The sequence below is a fragment of the Kitasatospora sp. MMS16-BH015 genome, assembly GCF_002943525.1.
Taxonomy (GTDB): domain Bacteria; phylum Actinomycetota; class Actinomycetes; order Streptomycetales; family Streptomycetaceae; genus Kitasatospora.
Map to the genome: position 1 here is coordinate 857,180 of NZ_CP025394.1, position 16,868 is coordinate 874,047.

Annotated in this window: 5 protein-coding genes; 2 read left to right on the plus strand and 3 right to left on the minus strand. The window is 75.3% G+C overall.

Annotation, left to right across the window (positions count from 1 at the left end; translation table 11 throughout):
• Window positions 1-46: 46 nt before the first annotated feature.
• From CFP65_RS03830 to CFP65_RS03840, 3 genes are all read right to left on the minus strand, one after another.
• The gene (locus tag CFP65_RS03830; protein ID WP_104814749.1) at window positions 47-7,855 is read right to left on the minus strand and encodes a non-ribosomal peptide synthetase; all 7,809 of its coding nucleotides are present in this window, start codon (window positions 7,853-7,855) and stop codon (window positions 47-49) included.
• 120 nt (window positions 7,856-7,975) lie between these two features.
• Window positions 7,976-11,179, minus strand: a complete 3,204-nt coding sequence (locus CFP65_RS03835; protein ID WP_104814750.1) for a non-ribosomal peptide synthetase — start codon at window positions 11,177-11,179, stop codon at window positions 7,976-7,978.
• A complete protein-coding gene (locus CFP65_RS03840) occupies window positions 11,176-14,751 on the minus strand; it encodes a non-ribosomal peptide synthetase (RefSeq protein ID WP_104814751.1) in 3,576 nt (1,191 codons plus the stop codon). The genes CFP65_RS03835 and CFP65_RS03840 overlap by 4 nt, the downstream gene beginning before the upstream one ends.
• A gap of 301 nt (window positions 14,752-15,052) precedes the next feature.
• On the opposite strand from CFP65_RS03840, the gene CFP65_RS03845 reads away from it, so the two are divergent.
• Both CFP65_RS03845 and CFP65_RS03850 read left to right on the plus strand, forming a co-directional pair.
• A complete protein-coding gene (locus tag CFP65_RS03845) occupies window positions 15,053-15,385 on the plus strand; it encodes a phosphopantetheine-binding protein (protein ID WP_104814752.1) in 333 nt (110 codons plus the stop codon).
• A 3-nt stretch (window positions 15,386-15,388) separates the two neighbouring features.
• Window positions 15,389-16,864 carry a methylmalonyl-CoA mutase family protein gene (locus tag CFP65_RS03850; protein ID WP_104814753.1) on the plus strand — a complete coding sequence of 492 codons (1,476 nt, stop codon included), beginning with the start codon at window positions 15,389-15,391 and terminating at the stop codon, window positions 16,862-16,864.
• The last annotated feature ends 4 nt before the right edge of the window (window positions 16,865-16,868 follow it).

Below are 16,868 nucleotides of genomic sequence, written 5' to 3' on the forward strand. Positions count from 1 at the left end.
AGTCCTGCACCCGGTCAGCGCTGCACTCGCCCAGCCCTGCGCCCGCTCACCCCTGCGCCCGCTCGGCGAGCGCCCGACGGTCCAACTTGCCGGTGGCGCCCACCGGCAGGCTCGGGTGCCAGACGAAGGCGGCCGGCACCATGTGGGCCGGGAGCCGGGCCGCGAGCAGGGTGCGCAGCTGGGCCTCGGTCTCCGCCGCCCGCTCGCCCACCAGGTGCGCCACCAGCCGCTGGTCGCCCGCCCGCGAGAGCTGCACCACCACCGCGGCCGCCGTGACGCCCGGGTGCTCGGTCAGCGCGGTCTCGATCTCGCCCGGCTCGATCCGGAAGCCGCGCAGCTTCACCTGGTCGTCCAGCCGGCCGAGGTACTCCACCACCCCGCCCTCGGTGACCCGGCAGCGGTCGCCGGTCCGGTAGAGCCGCGCCCCGGCCGGGCCGAACGGCGAGGCCACGAACCGGGTGGCGGTCAGGCCGGGCCGCCCCAGGTAGCCCCGGGCCAGGCCCTCACCACCCAGATACAGCTCCCCCGGCACCCCGACCGGGCAGGGCAGCAGCCGCCCGTCCAGCACGTACAGCGCGAGGTTGGCGATTGGCCGCCCGATCGGCACGGTCGGGCCCTCGTGCTCCTGGCGGCAGTCCCAGACGCTGACGTCCACCGAGGCCTCGGTCGGCCCGTACAGGTTGAGCAGGTCGGCCGGGCAGGCCGCCAGCAGCGCCGCCCTGGTCTCCGGCGGCAGCGCCTCGCCGCTGCACACCACCCGGCGCAGGCCGGTCAGCCGGCTCGCCTCCACGGCGGGCAGGAAGACCCGCAGCATCGAGGGGACGAAGTGCACGGTGGTGATCCGGGCCCGCTCGATCAGCTCGGCCAGCCGGAACGCGTCCCGCTGCACGCCGGGTGCGGCGAGCACCAGCACCGCGCCGCTGCTCAGCGGCCAGAAAAACTCCCAGACGCTCACGTCGAATCCGGCCGCCGTCTTCTGCAGCACCCGGTCCTCCGCGCCCAGCGGGTCCCGGTGCTGGGCCCAGCGGATCCGGTTGACGGCACCCCGGTGCGGCACCGTCACGCCCTTCGGCTGCCCGGTGGAGCCGGAGGTGTAGATCACGTACGCGGCGCCGTCCGGCCGGGCCGGGGTGGCGGGCGCCGGCTCTGCCACCAACTCCGTGAGCTTGAGCTCCACTTGCTCCACCTCGGCCAGCGGCACGGCCCCCGGCCCGGTGAGCACCAGGCGCGCCCCGCTGTCCGCCAGCAGGTAGGCCAGCCGGGCCGCCGGGTACTCCGGGTCCAGCGGCAGGTAGGCCGCACCCGCGTACAGTACGCCGAGCAGCCCCACCACCAGCTCCGGCGAACGCTCCGCGCAGACCCCGACCACCTGCTCCGGCCCGACCCCGCGCTCGCGCAGCTCGGCCGCGAGGGCCCGGGCCTGCCGGTCCAACTCCCGGTAGCTGAGCCGCTCTTCGCCGAACTCCACGGCCGTCCGCTCCGGCGTGGCGGCGGCCTGCCGCCCGACCAGCTCGGCCAGCGAGCAGGGCTCACCGAGGTCGGTGGCCGTGTCGTTCCAGTCGTGCACCAGGCTCTGCCGCTCAGCCGGCTCGACCAGGTCGGGCTCCGTGAGGCCCGTGACCCCGTCGGCCAGCTCCGCCAGCAGCCGCCGCCAGCGCGTGACCAGCCGCTTGGCGCTGCGCGGCTCGAACCGGCCGGCATCGCAGAGCACCGCCCCGCTCAGCCCCTGGGCACCCGCCCGCACCCGCCAGACCACGTCCAGCCGGCCCTGGGGCGTCACCAGCTCGGCTGCTCCGTCGGCCTCTTCGGCCAGGTCCACCGCCACCGAGACCAGCGGATGCCGCCCCGCACCGGCGGCGGGCGCCCGCTCGGCCCGCGCGGCGGCCACCGCCTGCTCGGCCTGGCGCACCAGCGTCGGCAGATCCGCCACCCCGGTGTCCAGCCGCACCGGCCGGCAGTCGGCGCTCCCGGTCTCCCGCAGCCCGACCATCACCTCCGGCTCCCCGGTCAGCCGCGCCAGCAGCACCCCGACGGCCGCCACCACCCCGGCCACCGGCACCGGCCCGCCCTCCCGGTACCCGAGCACCGCCGCGATCTCCGGCCCGAGCTTGAACGGCCGCACGGTCGCCGCACCCCCACCGGCCCCGTCCCCGAACCGATCCGGATACAGCTCGGTCCGCCCCGCCGCCGACCGCCGCTGCGCCGCGACCCGCTCCAGCTCGGCCCGCACGGCGGCGGCCAGCGCGGCGGCGTGCTCGCGCAGCGGCGCAGCGAGGTCAGCCGCCACCGGGACGGTGGCGGGGCCGGCGGTGCTCGCGCTCCGCGCCGGCTCCCCTGCCGTCGGCGCTGCTCCCGCCTGCTCCGCGCTCGGCGCGCTTCCGGTCGGCTCCACGAGCCTCACGCCGCCTGCGGGCGTCTCCTCCTCCGCACTGACGCCATCCGCCGCGCCGTCGCTCGGCGCACTGACGCCATCCGCCGCGCCGTCGCTCGGCGCACTGCGGAAGACCCGTGCCGGCAGCCCTTCCGCCGCAGCCAGCGCCGCCGCCGTCTCCGGCCCGTCCACCAGGCCGAGCAGCGTCACCTCGCCGCCCTCGGCGCGCAGCAGGGCGGCCGTCTCGGCCGCCAGCACCGCGCCGTACTCCCAGCCGAGCAGCCGGTACGGCCCCTGCGGGTCCGCGCCGCGGATCGCGGTGGCGCACTCCCGCGCCCGGGCGGCCAGCCGGGTGCGGCGGGCGTCGGCGGGCAGGTACGGGTCGGGGCGTTCGGCGCGCAGGCCGTGCAGCGGGGTGTCGGGGGCGAACTGGCGGGCGAAGGCGTGGAAGGCCAGGGTGTTCTCGCCGTTGGGGTGCAGGCAGACCAGCGGGGGCTGCTCGCCGCGCGGTTGGAGCACCGCGATCGAGGCCGGCCGGGTCCGGCCGCCCGCCGTCCGGACGGCCTCGGCCAGGCCGGCCGGGGTCGGGTGGTCGAACAGGGCGGCGGCGGGCAGCCGGACACCGTGCTGGGCCTGCACCTTGCCGAGCAGCGTCATGGCCAGCAGCGAGTGGCCGCCGAGGTCGAAGAAGTTCTCGTGCCGCCCGGGCTCGCGGTCGAGCAGTCCGGCCCAGAGCCGGATCAGCGCGGTCTCCAGCTCGTCCGGGGCGGTCTCCTCCGATGCGGGTGCGGCCACGGCCACGGCCACCGGCGCCGGCTCGGCCACCGGCGCCGGACGGCGCAGCTGCACCACCCCGGCCGCGTCGATCCGGGCGGCCCGGCCGGTGCGCAGCAGGCGACCGCCCGGGTGGTGCGGGTCGGCCCGGAAGTCCCGTTCGGTGCCGGCCGGGTCGCGGTGGTAGCCGAGCGCGGCCACCGGGCCGCCCAGCCAGAGCTCGCCGGTCACCCCGGCCGGCACCGGGCCGAGCGCGGGGTCCAGCACGTAGAGCCGGGTGCCCGGCGTGGTGCGGCCGAGCGCGAGCCACTCGGGGTCGCCGGTCTCCCCGGCGCCCTCGGCGATCGGGTAGGGCAGGCCGGGCAGCACGAACGCGCCGTCGGTCGGCCGCAGTTCGGTCTCCTCAGCCCGGCGGATGAGCTCGGCGAGCGAGTACCCGGCGACGGCCTCGGCGGGCACCAGCAGCCCGTGCAGGGCCACGGCTCCACCGACGGCGTCCACCACCGGGGCCGTACCGGCGTCCACCCCCCGGGCCGTGTCCTCGGATCCTGCCTCCGCCGGGTCGAGCACCGGCCCGGGCCAGGGCAGCGGGCCGCCGGCCGAGCTCAGCAGCAGGGCCGGCCCGGCCTGCTCCAACACCGCCGCCTGGCGGGCGAACGAGGCTCCGGTGTCCCACGGCACGTACACCGCGCCGAGCCGCACCACCGCCGCCAGCGCCACCGCGCCCTCGAGGCCGTCCGCCGGTCCGGCCACCACCGTGCCGGCCCCGACGCCCCTGGCGGCGAGCCGCGCCGCCAGCGCCACCGAGGCCCCGCCCCGCGCCACCACGTGCCCGATCGGGCCGACCGCGTCGGCCGGGCCGTGCCCGATCGCCAGCCGGGCCTGCCGCTCGGCCTCGTCCAGCAGCGGCAGGCCACAGATCGGGGCGTCCGGCTCGGCCAGGATGGCGCGGATCAGGGTGAGGAAGTCGGCCGTCAGGCGCTCGACGGCGGGCTGGTCGAAGAGGTCGAGGCTGTACTCGAAGGAGGCGGTGAGCTCTGGGTGGGTGTCCAGCTCGCAGACCGTCAGGCTGAGGTCCCACTTGGCCGTGCCCGGCGGCAGGCCGCCGAACTGCTGCAGCCGATCGCTGCGGTAGGTGAGGCCGGGGGCGAGCTCGGCCACGTGGTCGATGATGTTCTGGTGGATGTACGCGATCTGGAAGATCGGGTGCCGGGACGGGTCGCGCTCGGGCTGCTGGTCGGCGACCAGCATGGCGAACGGGAGTTCGTCGTGGTCGAGTCCGTCGATCACCGTCCGCCGCACCCTGGCCAGGGCCTGACGGAACGTCAGATCCCCGTCCAGCTTGGTCCGCAGCGGCACGGCGTTGTTGAAGTACCCGATCAGCTCGAGCACATCGGGGTGGGAGCGCCCGGCGGTGGTGGTGGCCACCGTCAGGTCGCCCTCGCCGCTGTAGCGCAGCAGCAGCACCTTGAGCACCGTCAGCATGGTCATGAACAACGAGCCGCGCTGGGCCGCGCTCAGCTCCTTGAGCCCGTCCATCAGCTCGGCTGGGACGGTGAAGCGGTACACCTCGCCCTGGCCGGTGAGCCGTTCGGGGCGCGGCTTGGGGTGCGGGAGCCGTGAGGGGGTGACGCCGGCCAGCGCGCCGCGCCAGTACCGCAGCAGGCGCTCGCGGTGCTCGCCGGTCAGCCGCTCGCGCTGCCAGGCCGCGAAGTCCAGGTAGCTGATCGGGAGTTCGGGCAGCTCGGCCGGGCGCTGGGCCAGCTCGGCCCGGTAGAGCTCCCAGAGGTCGCGGTCGAGCACGGCCGGGGTCCAGCCGTCGTAGACGCTGTGGTGGGCGACCAGCAGCAGGGTGTGGTCGTCCTCGGCGGTCTTCACCAGCAGCTTGCGGTAGAGCGGGCCATCGCTGAGCACCATCGGCGCCGCCGCGGCGGCCCGCAGCCAGGCCTCGGCGGCGGCCGTCCGCTCCGTCTCCTCGGCGATGCCGGTGAGGTCGACCACCTCCAACTCGCTCTCGTCCACCGGCAGCAGGGCGACCAGGGGCTTGCCGTCCTGCTCCAGGTAGCGGGTCCGCAGCACCTCGTGGCGGCGTTCGAAGGCGGCCAGCGCCCGCCGCAGCGCGGGCACGTCCACCGGCCCGCGCAGGTGCATGTCGTGCGGCACGTTGTAGATCGCCACGTCCGGGGTCAGCTGGTCCAGGAACCAGAGCGCCTCCTGCCCGTGGCTGGGCAGGTGGGTGGTCTCCGCCGTCAGCCGGACGATCGACTCCGCGGGGGCCGCCGCCGTCCGGGCCTGCGAGCGGATCAGCTCGGCGAGGGCGGCCACGGTGCTGTACTCGTACAGCACCGGCAGGGTGAGGCGCAGGCCGTACCGGCGGTTCAGCCGCTCCAGCACCGAGAGGCCGAGGATGGAGTTGCCGCCGAGGTCGAAATAGTCGGATTCGGCGTCGATGCCATCGATCCGCAGCACCGCACCGAACACCTCGGCCACCGCCTCGACCGGGTCTCCCGCCTCCACCGGCGCGCTCGCCGTGGTGACGGCCTTCGTGCTCGGCCGCACCTCGGGCCAGCAGCGGGTGGGCTCGAAGGAGTAGCCGGGCAGCTCGATCCGGCGGCGGCCCTGGCCGGCGTAGCGGCGGTCCCAGTCCACGGTGATGCCGGCGCGGTAGAGCGTGGCGAGCACCGCCGCGAGCTCGGCCGGGGCGGTGGCGGGCCAGGCGGTGTACTCGTGGCGCGGCCCGGCGGGCCCCGCCACATCGACCAACTCGCCGAAGGCCGGGTCCACTTCGCCGAGCACCAGGAAGGCCGAGGGCTCCTCCTCGGCGAGCCGGGCCACCACGGCCCGGGTCCGGGCCGCCGAGGGCGCGGTCACCGGCTCCGCCCAGGCCTCGGCCAACGGCAGCTCCCCGCGCAGCGCCCGGGCCACCGCCCGCCCCCGCCCGGTCCCGAGCAGCACCTCCGGCGCGAGCCCCTGGGCCCGCAGCAGCTCCACCGAGGCGTACTGGTGCCGCGCCGCCTCCGGCACTCCGGCCGAGCGCTGGTACGCCTGCGCGTACGCGGGGTAGGCCGCTGCCCAGACCGCCGGGTCGGCCGCGGTCTCCACCGGGTCGCCGAGCACCAGCACCAGCCTGCGGCCCACCGGCTCGATCTGCGGGCCCTTCTCCAACTCTCCGGCCAGCCGGTCGAGTCCGTCCCGCAGGGTGGCCAGGTCCGACACCGGGAAGGCCACCCGCACCGGGTGGTCGTCGCGGCCGGCGTTCAGCACGAAGAGGGCGTCCGGCAGCTCGGCCTCCCGCAGGCGGGGCAGCCACTCCCGCAGCGCCGTGACCTGCCGGCGCAGGGCTGCGGTGCTGCGGGCCGAGAGGGTGACGAGCTCGTACGGCTGGGTGGCCGGAGCCGGCTCGGGGCGCTCCGGCGCCTCCTCGAGCACGGCGTGGGTGTTGGTGCCGATCAGGGTGAGCGAGCTGACACCCGCCACGCGCGGGCGGCCGTCGGGGGTGGTCCACGGCGCGGTCTCGACCGAGACCCGCACCGGCTCGCCGTGGGCGGCGAGTTGGGGGTTGGGGTGCTCGAAGTTGATCGAGGGGTAGTGGGTGCGGTGGCGCAGCCCGAGCACCGCCTTGATCAGGCCGGCGATGCCCGCGATGTTGCCGAGGTGGCCCAGGTTGCTCTTCACCGAGCCGATCGCGCAGGCGTGCCGCCCGGCGCCGGCGCCGGTGAGCACCCGCTGGACGGCCTCGATCTCGATCATGTCGCCCAGCCGGGTGCCCGAGCCGTGCGCCTCCAGCACGGTGAGCCGGTCGAGGCCGATCCCGGCCTGCGCCCAGGCCTGCTCGATCACCTCGACCTGGGCGGTCAGCCCGGGGGCCGAGAAGCCGTTGGAGCGGGAGCCGTTGTGGTTGACGGCCAGGCCGCGCAGCACGGCGTGCACGGTGTCGCCGTCGGCCAGCGCGCGGTCCAGCCGCTTGAGCAGCAGCACCCCGCCGCCCTCACCCGGCGAGGTGCCGGCCGCGGCGGCGTCGAAGGCCCGGCAGACGCCGTCGGTGGCCATCACCTCGGGGAAGGCGTCGGCGCCCGCCTGCTCGACCAGCACGGGGTAGAGGCTCGCCCCGCCGACCAGGGCGGTGTCCACCGTGCCGGCGGTCAGCTCGCGGCAGGCGTAGTGCAGCGCGACCACCGCGCTGGAGCAGCCGGTGTCCACCACCACGGCCGGGCCCTGCAGCCCGAGCAGGTAGCTGACCCGGCCGGCCAGGGCGGAGGCGGCGGTGCCGAGCATGGTCACCAGGTCGTCCTCGCCAACCAGCCGGGCGTAGTCCTGGCGCGGGGCGCCGAGGAAGACCCCGGTCCGGCCGCCGCGCAGCCCGGAGACCCGGTAGCCGGCGTTCTCCACGGCCGCGCAGGAGAGTTGGAGCAGCCAGCGCTGGTGCGGATCCATCGCCTCGGCCTCGGCGGGGGTGATGCCGAAGTACTCCCGGTCGAACTCCTCGATGCCGGCCGCGGCGGCCAGCTGCGGGTAGCTGCCCGCCGGGTCGAGCCCGGCCAGGGCCAGCCGGTGGGCCGAGGGCGCGCCCACCGTGCCCACCCCGTCCGCGAGCAGCCGGTGCAGCGCCTCGGCCGAGTCCGCCTGCGGCAGCCGGACGGCCAGGCCGACCACGGCGACCGGGGTGAACTCCGCTTGCTGGTACGGCGAGTGGGCGTCGTGCGAGCGCATGACGGGCGGGCCTCTCTGCAGGGCTGGGTAGCGGGGGTCGGCGGGCGGCTGGGTCAGAGGGCTGGGATGGTCGGAAGTCGGGATGGTCGGAGGGCTGGGACGGTCAGAGGGCTGGGACGGTCAGAGGTCGTACGCGTCGCCTGCCTGCGCCGACGCGCCGGAGCGCCGCCGGTCGAGCACGGTGGCCAACTCGGCACAGGTGGTGTACTCGAACAACTCCACCAGGGCCAGCGGCACTTCGGGGAGCAGTTCGGTGAGCCGACCGTGCAGCGAGACCAGCAGCATCGAATTGCCGCCCACGTCGAAGAACTTGTCGTGCCGGCCGAGCCCCTCGACGCCGAGCAGCTCCGTCCAGACGGCCAGCAGCTGCACCTCGGTCGCGGTCTTCGGCGCCTCCTCGACCCCGGCCTGCCCACCGAACTCCGGTGCGGGCAGCGCACGGCGGTCCGCCTTGCCGTTGCCGGTGATCGGGATCGCGTCCAGCCGGACCAGCGCGGCCGGGTGCATGTACCCCGGCAGGGCGGCGGCCAGCAGCTCGCGCAGCTCCTGCTCGGGGGCCGCGCCGGGATCGGCCACCACGTAGCCGACCAGCCCGCGTCCACCCGGCAGGTCCTCCCGGGCCACGACCAAGGCGGCCCGCACCTGCGGGTGCCGCCGCAGCACGCTCTCCACCTCGGCGGTCTCGATCCGGTACCCGCGCACCTTCACCTGGCTGTCGATCCGCCCGATGAAGTCGAGCTTCCCGTCCGGCAGTTGGCGCACCAGGTCGCCGGTCCGGTACAGCCGTCCGCCCGGCGCGCCGAACGGATCCGGCACGAAGCGGTCGGCCGTCAACCCGGGCCGGCCCAGGTAGCCGCGCGCCACCCCGGGGCCGCCCAGCCAGAGTTCACCGGGCACGCCCACCGGCACCAGCGCGTAGTGCTCGTCGAGCACGTAGGTCGTGGCGTCCGGCGCCGGGTACCCGATCGGCACGGTGGCCCGGGTCTCGTCCACCGCCGTCAGCGGCTCGACGGTGGCGAAGACGGTGCACTCCGTCGGCCCGTACGTCTGGAGCATCACCCCGCCCGCCGGCAGGCCCGCCACCGCCCGACCGGCCAGGTACGGCGGCAGCACGTCGCCGCCGGTGATCAACTGCGGGCTGCGTCCGACCAGTTCGGGCATGGTGTCGAGCGCGAGCTGGAGCTGGGCGGGCATCAGCACCAGGCGGTCGATCCGGTGCCGGGTCAGTGCGCCGCGCAGCACCTCGGGGAAGGGCAGGGCGGGGTCGGGCAGCACCATGGTGCCGCCGCTCAACAGGGTCGACCAGTACTCCCAGACCGCGCCGTCGAAGGAGAGCGGCGCGACCAGCAGGCTGGTCGCCCCGGGTTCGAGGCCGGGGTTGCTCTCGCTGTGCACCCGGTGCAGCACGGCGCGGTGCGAGACGCCGATGCCCTTCGGCACGCCGGTCGTGCCGGAGGTGTGCAGCACGTACGCCAGGTTGTCGGGCAGCGCCGCCGGGCTCGGGTCGGAGCAGGGCCAGACCTCGTCCACCCCGGGCCGCAGCTCCTCGGGCTCGTCCAGCACCACCACCACCGGGGCGCCCTCGTAGTCGAACCGCCCGGCCAGGGCGGAGACCGTGACCACCGCCTCCAGCGCGGCGCCCCGCGCCACCCGCCGCAGCCGCTCGCGCGGATCCCCCGGCACCAGCGGCACGTACACCCCGCCCGCCTTGACCGTGCCGAGCACCGCCACGACCTGCTCCACCGTGGGCGGGACCAGGATGCCGACCGTCAGCTCCGGGCCGATGCCCAGCGCCCGCAGCCGGTGCGCGAGCCGGTTCGCCCGCTCGTTCAGCTCCCGGTAGCCGACGGTCGGCCCGTCCACCTGCAGCACGGCCGGCGCCTCCGGCGTGGCCGCCGCCCAGTGCTCGAAGGCCGCCGCGATCGTGCCGTGCCGCAGCTCGGCCCCGCCGGAGGCGTTCCACTGCTCCACCTGCTCCAGCCGCTCCGCCGCCGGCACCGCGTCCAGGTGCCCGAGCGGCCGACCCGGCTCCCGCACCGCCGCAGCCGCCAACTCCCGGTAGTGCCCGGCCAGCCGGACCATCGCAGCCCGGTCGAACAGCTCGCTGTCGTACTCCAGGACGGCGGAGAGCTCGCCGCCCTCCTCGTGCACCGTCAGGGCCAGGTCGAACTTGGCGATGCCCAGGTAGAGGTCCACCTGCCGCAGCTCGGCCCCGGTCAGCCGGACTCCCTCGGTGAGCGAGCGGTCCAGCCCGAAGGCGGTCTGGAACAGCGGGTTGCGGCTCAAGTCACGTTCCGGGCTGAGCCGTTCGACCAGCCAGGAGAACGGCAGCGCGGCGTGCTCCACACCGTCCAGGAACTCGGCCTGGGTGCGGGCGGCCAGCGTCGACAGGCTCGGATCGTCGGCCGTCGACACCCGGAACACCACCAGGTTGACGAACATCCCGACCGTCTCCTGGAGTTGCGGCGTACTGCGGCCGCTCACCGTGACGCCGACGCAGACCTCCGCCGCCCGGCTGTACCTGCCCAGCAGCGTCTGGTACAGCGCGAGCAGCACGGCGAACAGCGTCACCTGCTCCTCCTGCGCGAACTCCGCCAGCTCGGCGCTGAGTTCGGGCCCCAGCGGGAAGCGGTACGCCTCGCCCCGGTGCGACTGCCGGGCCGGGCGCGGGCGGTCCGTGACCAGTTCGAGCACCGGGGCATCGGCCAGCCGCTCGCGCCAGTGCGCCAGGTCGGCGGCGATCACCTCCTCGGTGAGCCGGTCGAGCTGCCACTGCGCGTAGTCTCCGTACTGCAGCTCCGGCTCCGGCAGTTCGAGCTCGGTGCCCGCCAACCTGGCGTTGTAGAGCGCGGCGAACTCCCGCAGCAGCACGGCGTACGAGGTGCCGTCCACCACGATGTGGTGCGCGCAGAGCACCAGCAGCTGCTCCGGCCCGTCCGCCACCAGCAGCCGCACCCGCAGCAGCGGCCCCCGCTCCAGCTCGAAGGCCCGCGCGGCCTCCGCCCGGGCCCGCTCCTCCCACTCCGCCACCGGCACCGGGAGCACCGCCCAGTCCAGCGGCACCCGTTCCCCCGCTGCCGGCTCCGCCACCAGCTGGGTCAACTTCCCCTCGTGCCAACGGAAGCAGGTCCGCAGCGGTTCGTGCCGGAGCACCAGCCGCTCGAAGGCGTACTCGGCCGCCACCGGGTCGAAGGCACCCTCGATCCGCAGCGCACACGGCACCGCGTACGAGGCGGCCTCGCCACCGAACCGGTCGATCACCCAGAGGGCCTGCTGCGCGGGCGAAGCGGGCAGCTCGACGAACTGCCGGACGGAGTCGATCATTTGCCTGCTCCCGGGCCATCGGTGGGCATGGTCATCGAGTGGTCCTTGGTGGTGCTCGTCCGCGCGGGCCCGGCCGGCGACAACGGGCTCTCGGCCGGCCGCAGGGCGGCCCGCTGCACGACCGTGCGGGCCCGCCGCTCGATCCGGGTGGGGCCGCCGGGCGGCGGCGCCGCGCGGCCACGCAGACGGGGAGCCAGCCCCCGGGCCGTCCGGGTCTCGAAGACCTCCCGCACCGCGAGCGCCCCGAGCCCGCGCGCCTCCACCTCGGCGATCAACCGGATCACCAGCAGCGAGTGCCCGCCCAGCGCGAAGAAGTCCTCCTCGGGCCCCACTTCGGACCGGCCCAGCACCTGCGCGAACAGTCCGCAGAGCGCCCGTTCCACCGGGTCACCGCCCCCGGCCTCTGCCCCTGCTGCCGAACTGCCGTGATCCGCCGCTGGCGCGGGCAGCGCCGCCCGGTCCAGCTTTCCGTTGACGGTACGTGGCAGCTCCGTCAACCGCAGGTACGCGGTCGGCACCAGGTGCGTGGGCAGCTGCTCGGCCAACGCCCGCTGCGGATCGGCCGATTCGTCACCTCCCACCAGGTACCCGACCAGCCGCGGCTCGCCCGAGGCGTCCTCGCGCAGCGCCGCCGCAGCCTGCCGGACGCCCGGCAGGGCGGCCAACGCGGCCTCTACCTCGCCAAGTTCGATCCGGACGCCCCGCACCTTCACCTGATCGTCGGCCCGCCCGTGGTACCGCAGCCGGCCGTCGGCCGTCCAGCTCACCAGATCGCCGGTCCGGTACATCCGCTCACCGGGCCCGCCGTACGGATCCGCGAGGAACCGGGCCGCCGTGAGCCCGGCCCGACCTCGGTACCCCCGCGCCAGGCCCGGCCCGGCCACGTACAACTCGCCCACCACGCCGTCCCGTACCGGCGCCAGTCGGCCGTCCAGCACCCGCACGGTGGTCCCCGGGACCGGTCCCCCGATGGTGATCTCGCTCCCCGGGTGCAGCGGACCGGCCGTGGCGTACACGGTGGTCTCGGTCGGCCCGTAGAAGTTCAGCACCCGGTGCTCGGCCGACCAGGCGGCCAGCACCGCCTCCGGGCAGGCCTCGCCGCCCGTGACCACCACGGCCCCGGGCGCCAGCCCGGCCGGCGACCAGGCCGAGAGGAAGGAGGGCGTGGCGATCAGATGCGTCACCCCTGCCGCCTCGGTCGACTCCGCACCAGCCGCACCCGCACCCGCAGCCGCACCCGCACCCGCACCCGCCCGCAGCACGTCCAACGGCTGCCGGATCACCAGCGTGCCGCCCGACAGCAGCGCCATCGTCACCTCGGCCAGCGACATGTCGAAGCCGATCGAGGCGAGTTGGAGCACCCGGCTCCCGACTCCGATCCCGAGCAGCTCCCGGTGGGCGGCCACCATCCGGCTCAGCCCCCGGTGGCTCACGGCCGTGCCCTTCGGGGTGCCGGTCGAGCCGGAGGTGTAGATCAGATAGGCCAGCTGATCCAGCCGTACGCCCGGCAGCTTCGGCGAAGTGCCCTCAGCACTCTCGGCACCGGACTCCAGCTCGTCCAGCCTGATCCCCGCCACCGGGCTCGCCGCGTCCGTCAGCGTCACCAACGGCGCGGCGTCAGCAAGCAGATGACCCCGCCGCGCCTCCGGCAGACCCGGGTCGACCGGCACGTACACGCCGCCCGCCTTCACCACGGCCAGCAGCGCCGCTACCCAACCGATGCCACGCTCCATCGCGACCGCGACCGGCACCTCAGGCCCCACCCCGAGGCCCGCCAGGGCCCGCGCCAGCCGGTCCGAGCGCCGGTCCAGCTCGCGGTAGTCGACCGCCTCGCCCGCGTGCTCGACCGCCACCGCCTCCGGCGACCGCGCCACCTGGGCGGCGAACAGCGCACCGAGGGTGGCCGGTTCACACGCCGCGCCACCGCGCCCGGGCAGTGCCGCCACGGCATCCGCCCGCAACGGCTCGACGCCCAGCTCGCTCAGCCGCAGCTCCGCCGAGACTCCCGTCAGCAGGCTCGCCAGCCGATCACCGATCAGCTCGGCCGTCTCCCGGTCGAACAGATCCGCCGCGTAGTCGACCTGCACGGTCAACTCGCCCTCCGCGCCGTCCAGGAAGGTGAACTCCAGATCGAACTTGCTGACCTCCAGCGGCACTTCCGCCGCCTCGCACACCGCCCCCTCGAACTGCGGCACCGCACCCGCCGGCGGCCAGCTCACCACGGTCTGCATCAGCGGGTGCCGAGCCGCCGAGCGCGGCGGCCGGAGCTCCTCCACCAGGCGGTCGAACGGCAGCGCCTGGTGCTCGAAGGCGCCGAGCGCCACCGCCCGGGCCCGGGCGATCAGTTCGGCGAAGCTCGGGTCTCCCCCGAGGTCCATCCGCAGCACCAGCGTGTTGACGAAGAACCCGACCAGCCCGGCCAGTGCCTCGTCCTCCCGGCCGGCCACCACCGTGCCGAGCGGCAGATCGGTGCCCGCGCCGAGGCGGTTGAGCAGCGCGGCCACCGCCGCCTGCGCCACCATGAACGGGGTCGCCTCCTGGGCCCGGGCCAGCGCGGCGATCCGGTCGGCCACGGCCGGCGCCAGCCGCCGCACCACCCGGCCACCCCGGTGCGAGGCGCGCGAAGGCCGCGGCCGGTCCACCGGCAGCGCGAGCTCCACCGGGAGGCGGTCCAACACCGCCCGCCAGTAGCCCAGTTGGGTCTCCTCAGTCGAGGAGCGACCCTGCTGCCAGAGCGCGTAGTCGGCGTACTGGACGGGCAGCGGCTCCCACTCCGGTGCCGCGCCCCGCCGCCGGGCCGCGTACGCGGCGGCGAGGTCGGCGGCGAACGGGGCCATCGACCAGCCGTCGGTGGCGATGTGGTGCACGGTGACGACCACGGTGGCCCGGTCGGTGGCCGTCCGCACCACCGCGACCCGCACCGGCAGTTCGGTCGCGAGGTCGAAGGCATGCGCACAGGCCCGCGCCACCGCCCCCGCCGCCTCGGCCGCGTTCGCCGCCTCCACCACCGCCAGAGGCACCGCGCCGGCCGGCCGTACGCGCTGGACCGGCTCGCCGCCCTCCTCGGCGTAACCGGTCCGCAGCACCTCGTGCCGGGCGAGCAGATCGCCGAACGCCGCGCCGAGCGCCACCAGGTCGAGCGGGCCGCGCACCTCGGTCACCGTCGGCACGTTGTAGGTCGGGCTCGGGCCCTCCAGCCGGTGCAGGAACCAGAGCCGGCGCTGGGCGGCGGAGAGCGGCAGCCGGGCCGGCCGGGGCTGGATGGCGACCACCCCACCGACGACGCCCGACCCGTCCACACCACCGGGCGCACCGACGAGCGCACCACCGACTGCGGTGGCCAGCTCGGCCGGGGTCGGGCACTCGAAGACGGTCATGGCCGTGACCGGACGGCCGAGTTCGGCGCGGATCCGGTTGGCCAGCCGGGTGGCCAACAGCGAATTGCCGCCGTAGTCGAAGAAGCTGTCCTCGGGCTCGATGCCGGGCACCCCGAGGATCGCGGAGTACAGCTCGCACAGGGCCGCCACCGGCGAGCCCACCCCGTCCGCATGCACGCCCACTCGAGTACTCACCTCCCCACCCTGAGATCACCGATCACGCTCGCCAACAGGCGACTTCGATTCCATGAACCACTTCCGACCCTATGAACGGCCTCACGCGGGTGTCCACGCCAGACGGACAGGCTGACAGCAAGGTGCCAACAAGCCGAATCACTCGGCTCGCGACGGCGGTTGGCAGGATGCTGACGTGCTTCTCCGTCAGTCCGGCCTTGCCGCCCCGTACGGTCACGACCAGAATCGCAACACGCCACTCCCTCCCCCCTTCTCCTCGGTGCCGCCGCCGAGCCGGCACCACTAGCGAACCGGAGTGCCGATGCCCTCCCCCGCCCTCACCCTCGACCGGATCCAGGCCGCCGTCCGCCGCGTCACGGCCGAGGTGCTCGACCTCGACCAGGTCGGCCCGGACGACAACCTGCTGGAGCTCGGCGTGGACTCCCTGGTGGCGACCCGGATCGTCGCCGCGCTGCGCACCGAACTGCTGGTCGACATCCCGCTGTTGAACGTCTTCGAGAGCCCGGTCATCGGCGAGTTCGCCGAATCCGTCCTCGACCTGGCCACCGAGGAGAGCCCCGAGGCCGACCCCGAGCACGACCCTGACCGCCACCCCGAGCACGACCCCGAGGGCACCGACGGCACGGGGGTCTGAGCCGTGCCGGGCACGCCGGGCGAGTTCCCCTACGAGGCCGGGATCCACCCGACGGGGTACACCTCCCGGCTCTGGACCATGCGCCAACTCGCCGGGCTGCAGAGCGCCGAGTCCACCAACGAGCGCTTCCGGTACCTGCTCGGGATGGGCGAGACCGGGCTCTCGCTCGCCTTCGACCTGCCCACCCAGCTCGGGCTCGACCCCGACGACCCCCGGGCCGAGGGCGAGGTCGGCCGCACCGGCGTCTCCGTGGCCACCGTGGACGACCTGGCCGCCGTCTTCGCCGGGATCCCGCTCGACCGGGTCTCGGTCTCCTTCACCATCAACGCCACCGCCCCGGTGCTGCTGGCGATGTGGATCGTGGTGGCCGAGGAGCAGGGGGTCGCACCGAAGCTGCTGCGCGGCACGCTCCAGAACGAGATGCTCAAGGAGTTCCTCGCCCGCAAGGCGTACGTCTACGACCTCGACACCAGCCTCCGGTACGCGCTGGACGTGATGGAGTACTGCCTGCGCGAACTGCCCAAGGTCAACCCGGTCTCGGTCTCCGGCGGCCACGCCCGCGAGGCCGGGGCGGACGCGGCGCTGGAGGTGGCCTGCGCGCTGGCCGGCGCGGAGGAGTACCTGGCGGGGATGACGGCCCGGGGCCACGGCGCCGAGGAGGTGGCCGCCCGGTTCAGCTTCATCTTCGGCACCGACATGGAACTCCTCAAGGAGGCGGCCAAGTTGCGCGTCGCCCGGCGCCGCTACGCCGAGCGGATGCGCGACCGCTGGGGCGTACGGGACCCGCGGGCGATGAAGCTGCGCACCCAGGTCAACACCTTCGGGTCGGCGCTGGCCTACCAGGAGCCGCTCAACAACATCGTCCGGGCCACCGTGCAGGCGATCGCCGCCGTGCTCGGCGGCACCCAGTCGCTGCACGTCTGCGCCTTCGACGAGGCCGTCCAGACCCCGGGGCCGCTCGGGGCGCGGATCGCCCTGCGCACCCAGCAGATCCTCGCCGAGGAGACCGATCTCGCCCGCTACGCCGATCCGTTGGGCGGCTCGCACGTGGTCGAGGGGCTGGTGGAGTCGCTCGGCGCGGAGGTGGACGAGTGGCTGCGGCGGATCGAGCAGCGCGGCGGGATGGCGGCCTGCATCCGCTCCGGCTGGCTGGAGGGCGAGATCGAGGAGCTGGCCTACCGCGATCCGGGCCCGACCGTCGGCGTGCATCGGCCCAGCCGCTCGGCCACCGAGCAGGGCCTACTGCGGGCCGAGCGACACACCCGCCACGGTGAGCCGCGCGAGATCCACCGCCCGCCCTGGGGAGCCGAGTTGGAGCTGGTCCGGGCCGGGGCCCGGGAGGGCCGCAACGTGCTGCCCGCGCTGATCGAGGCCGTCCGGGCCAGGGCCAGCCTCGGGCAGCTCTGCACCGCGCTCCGCCCCGACCAGGCCCCGTCCGTCCGAGCGGCGGGCGCCGAGGCACCCGCCGACCCGAAGTGAGTGA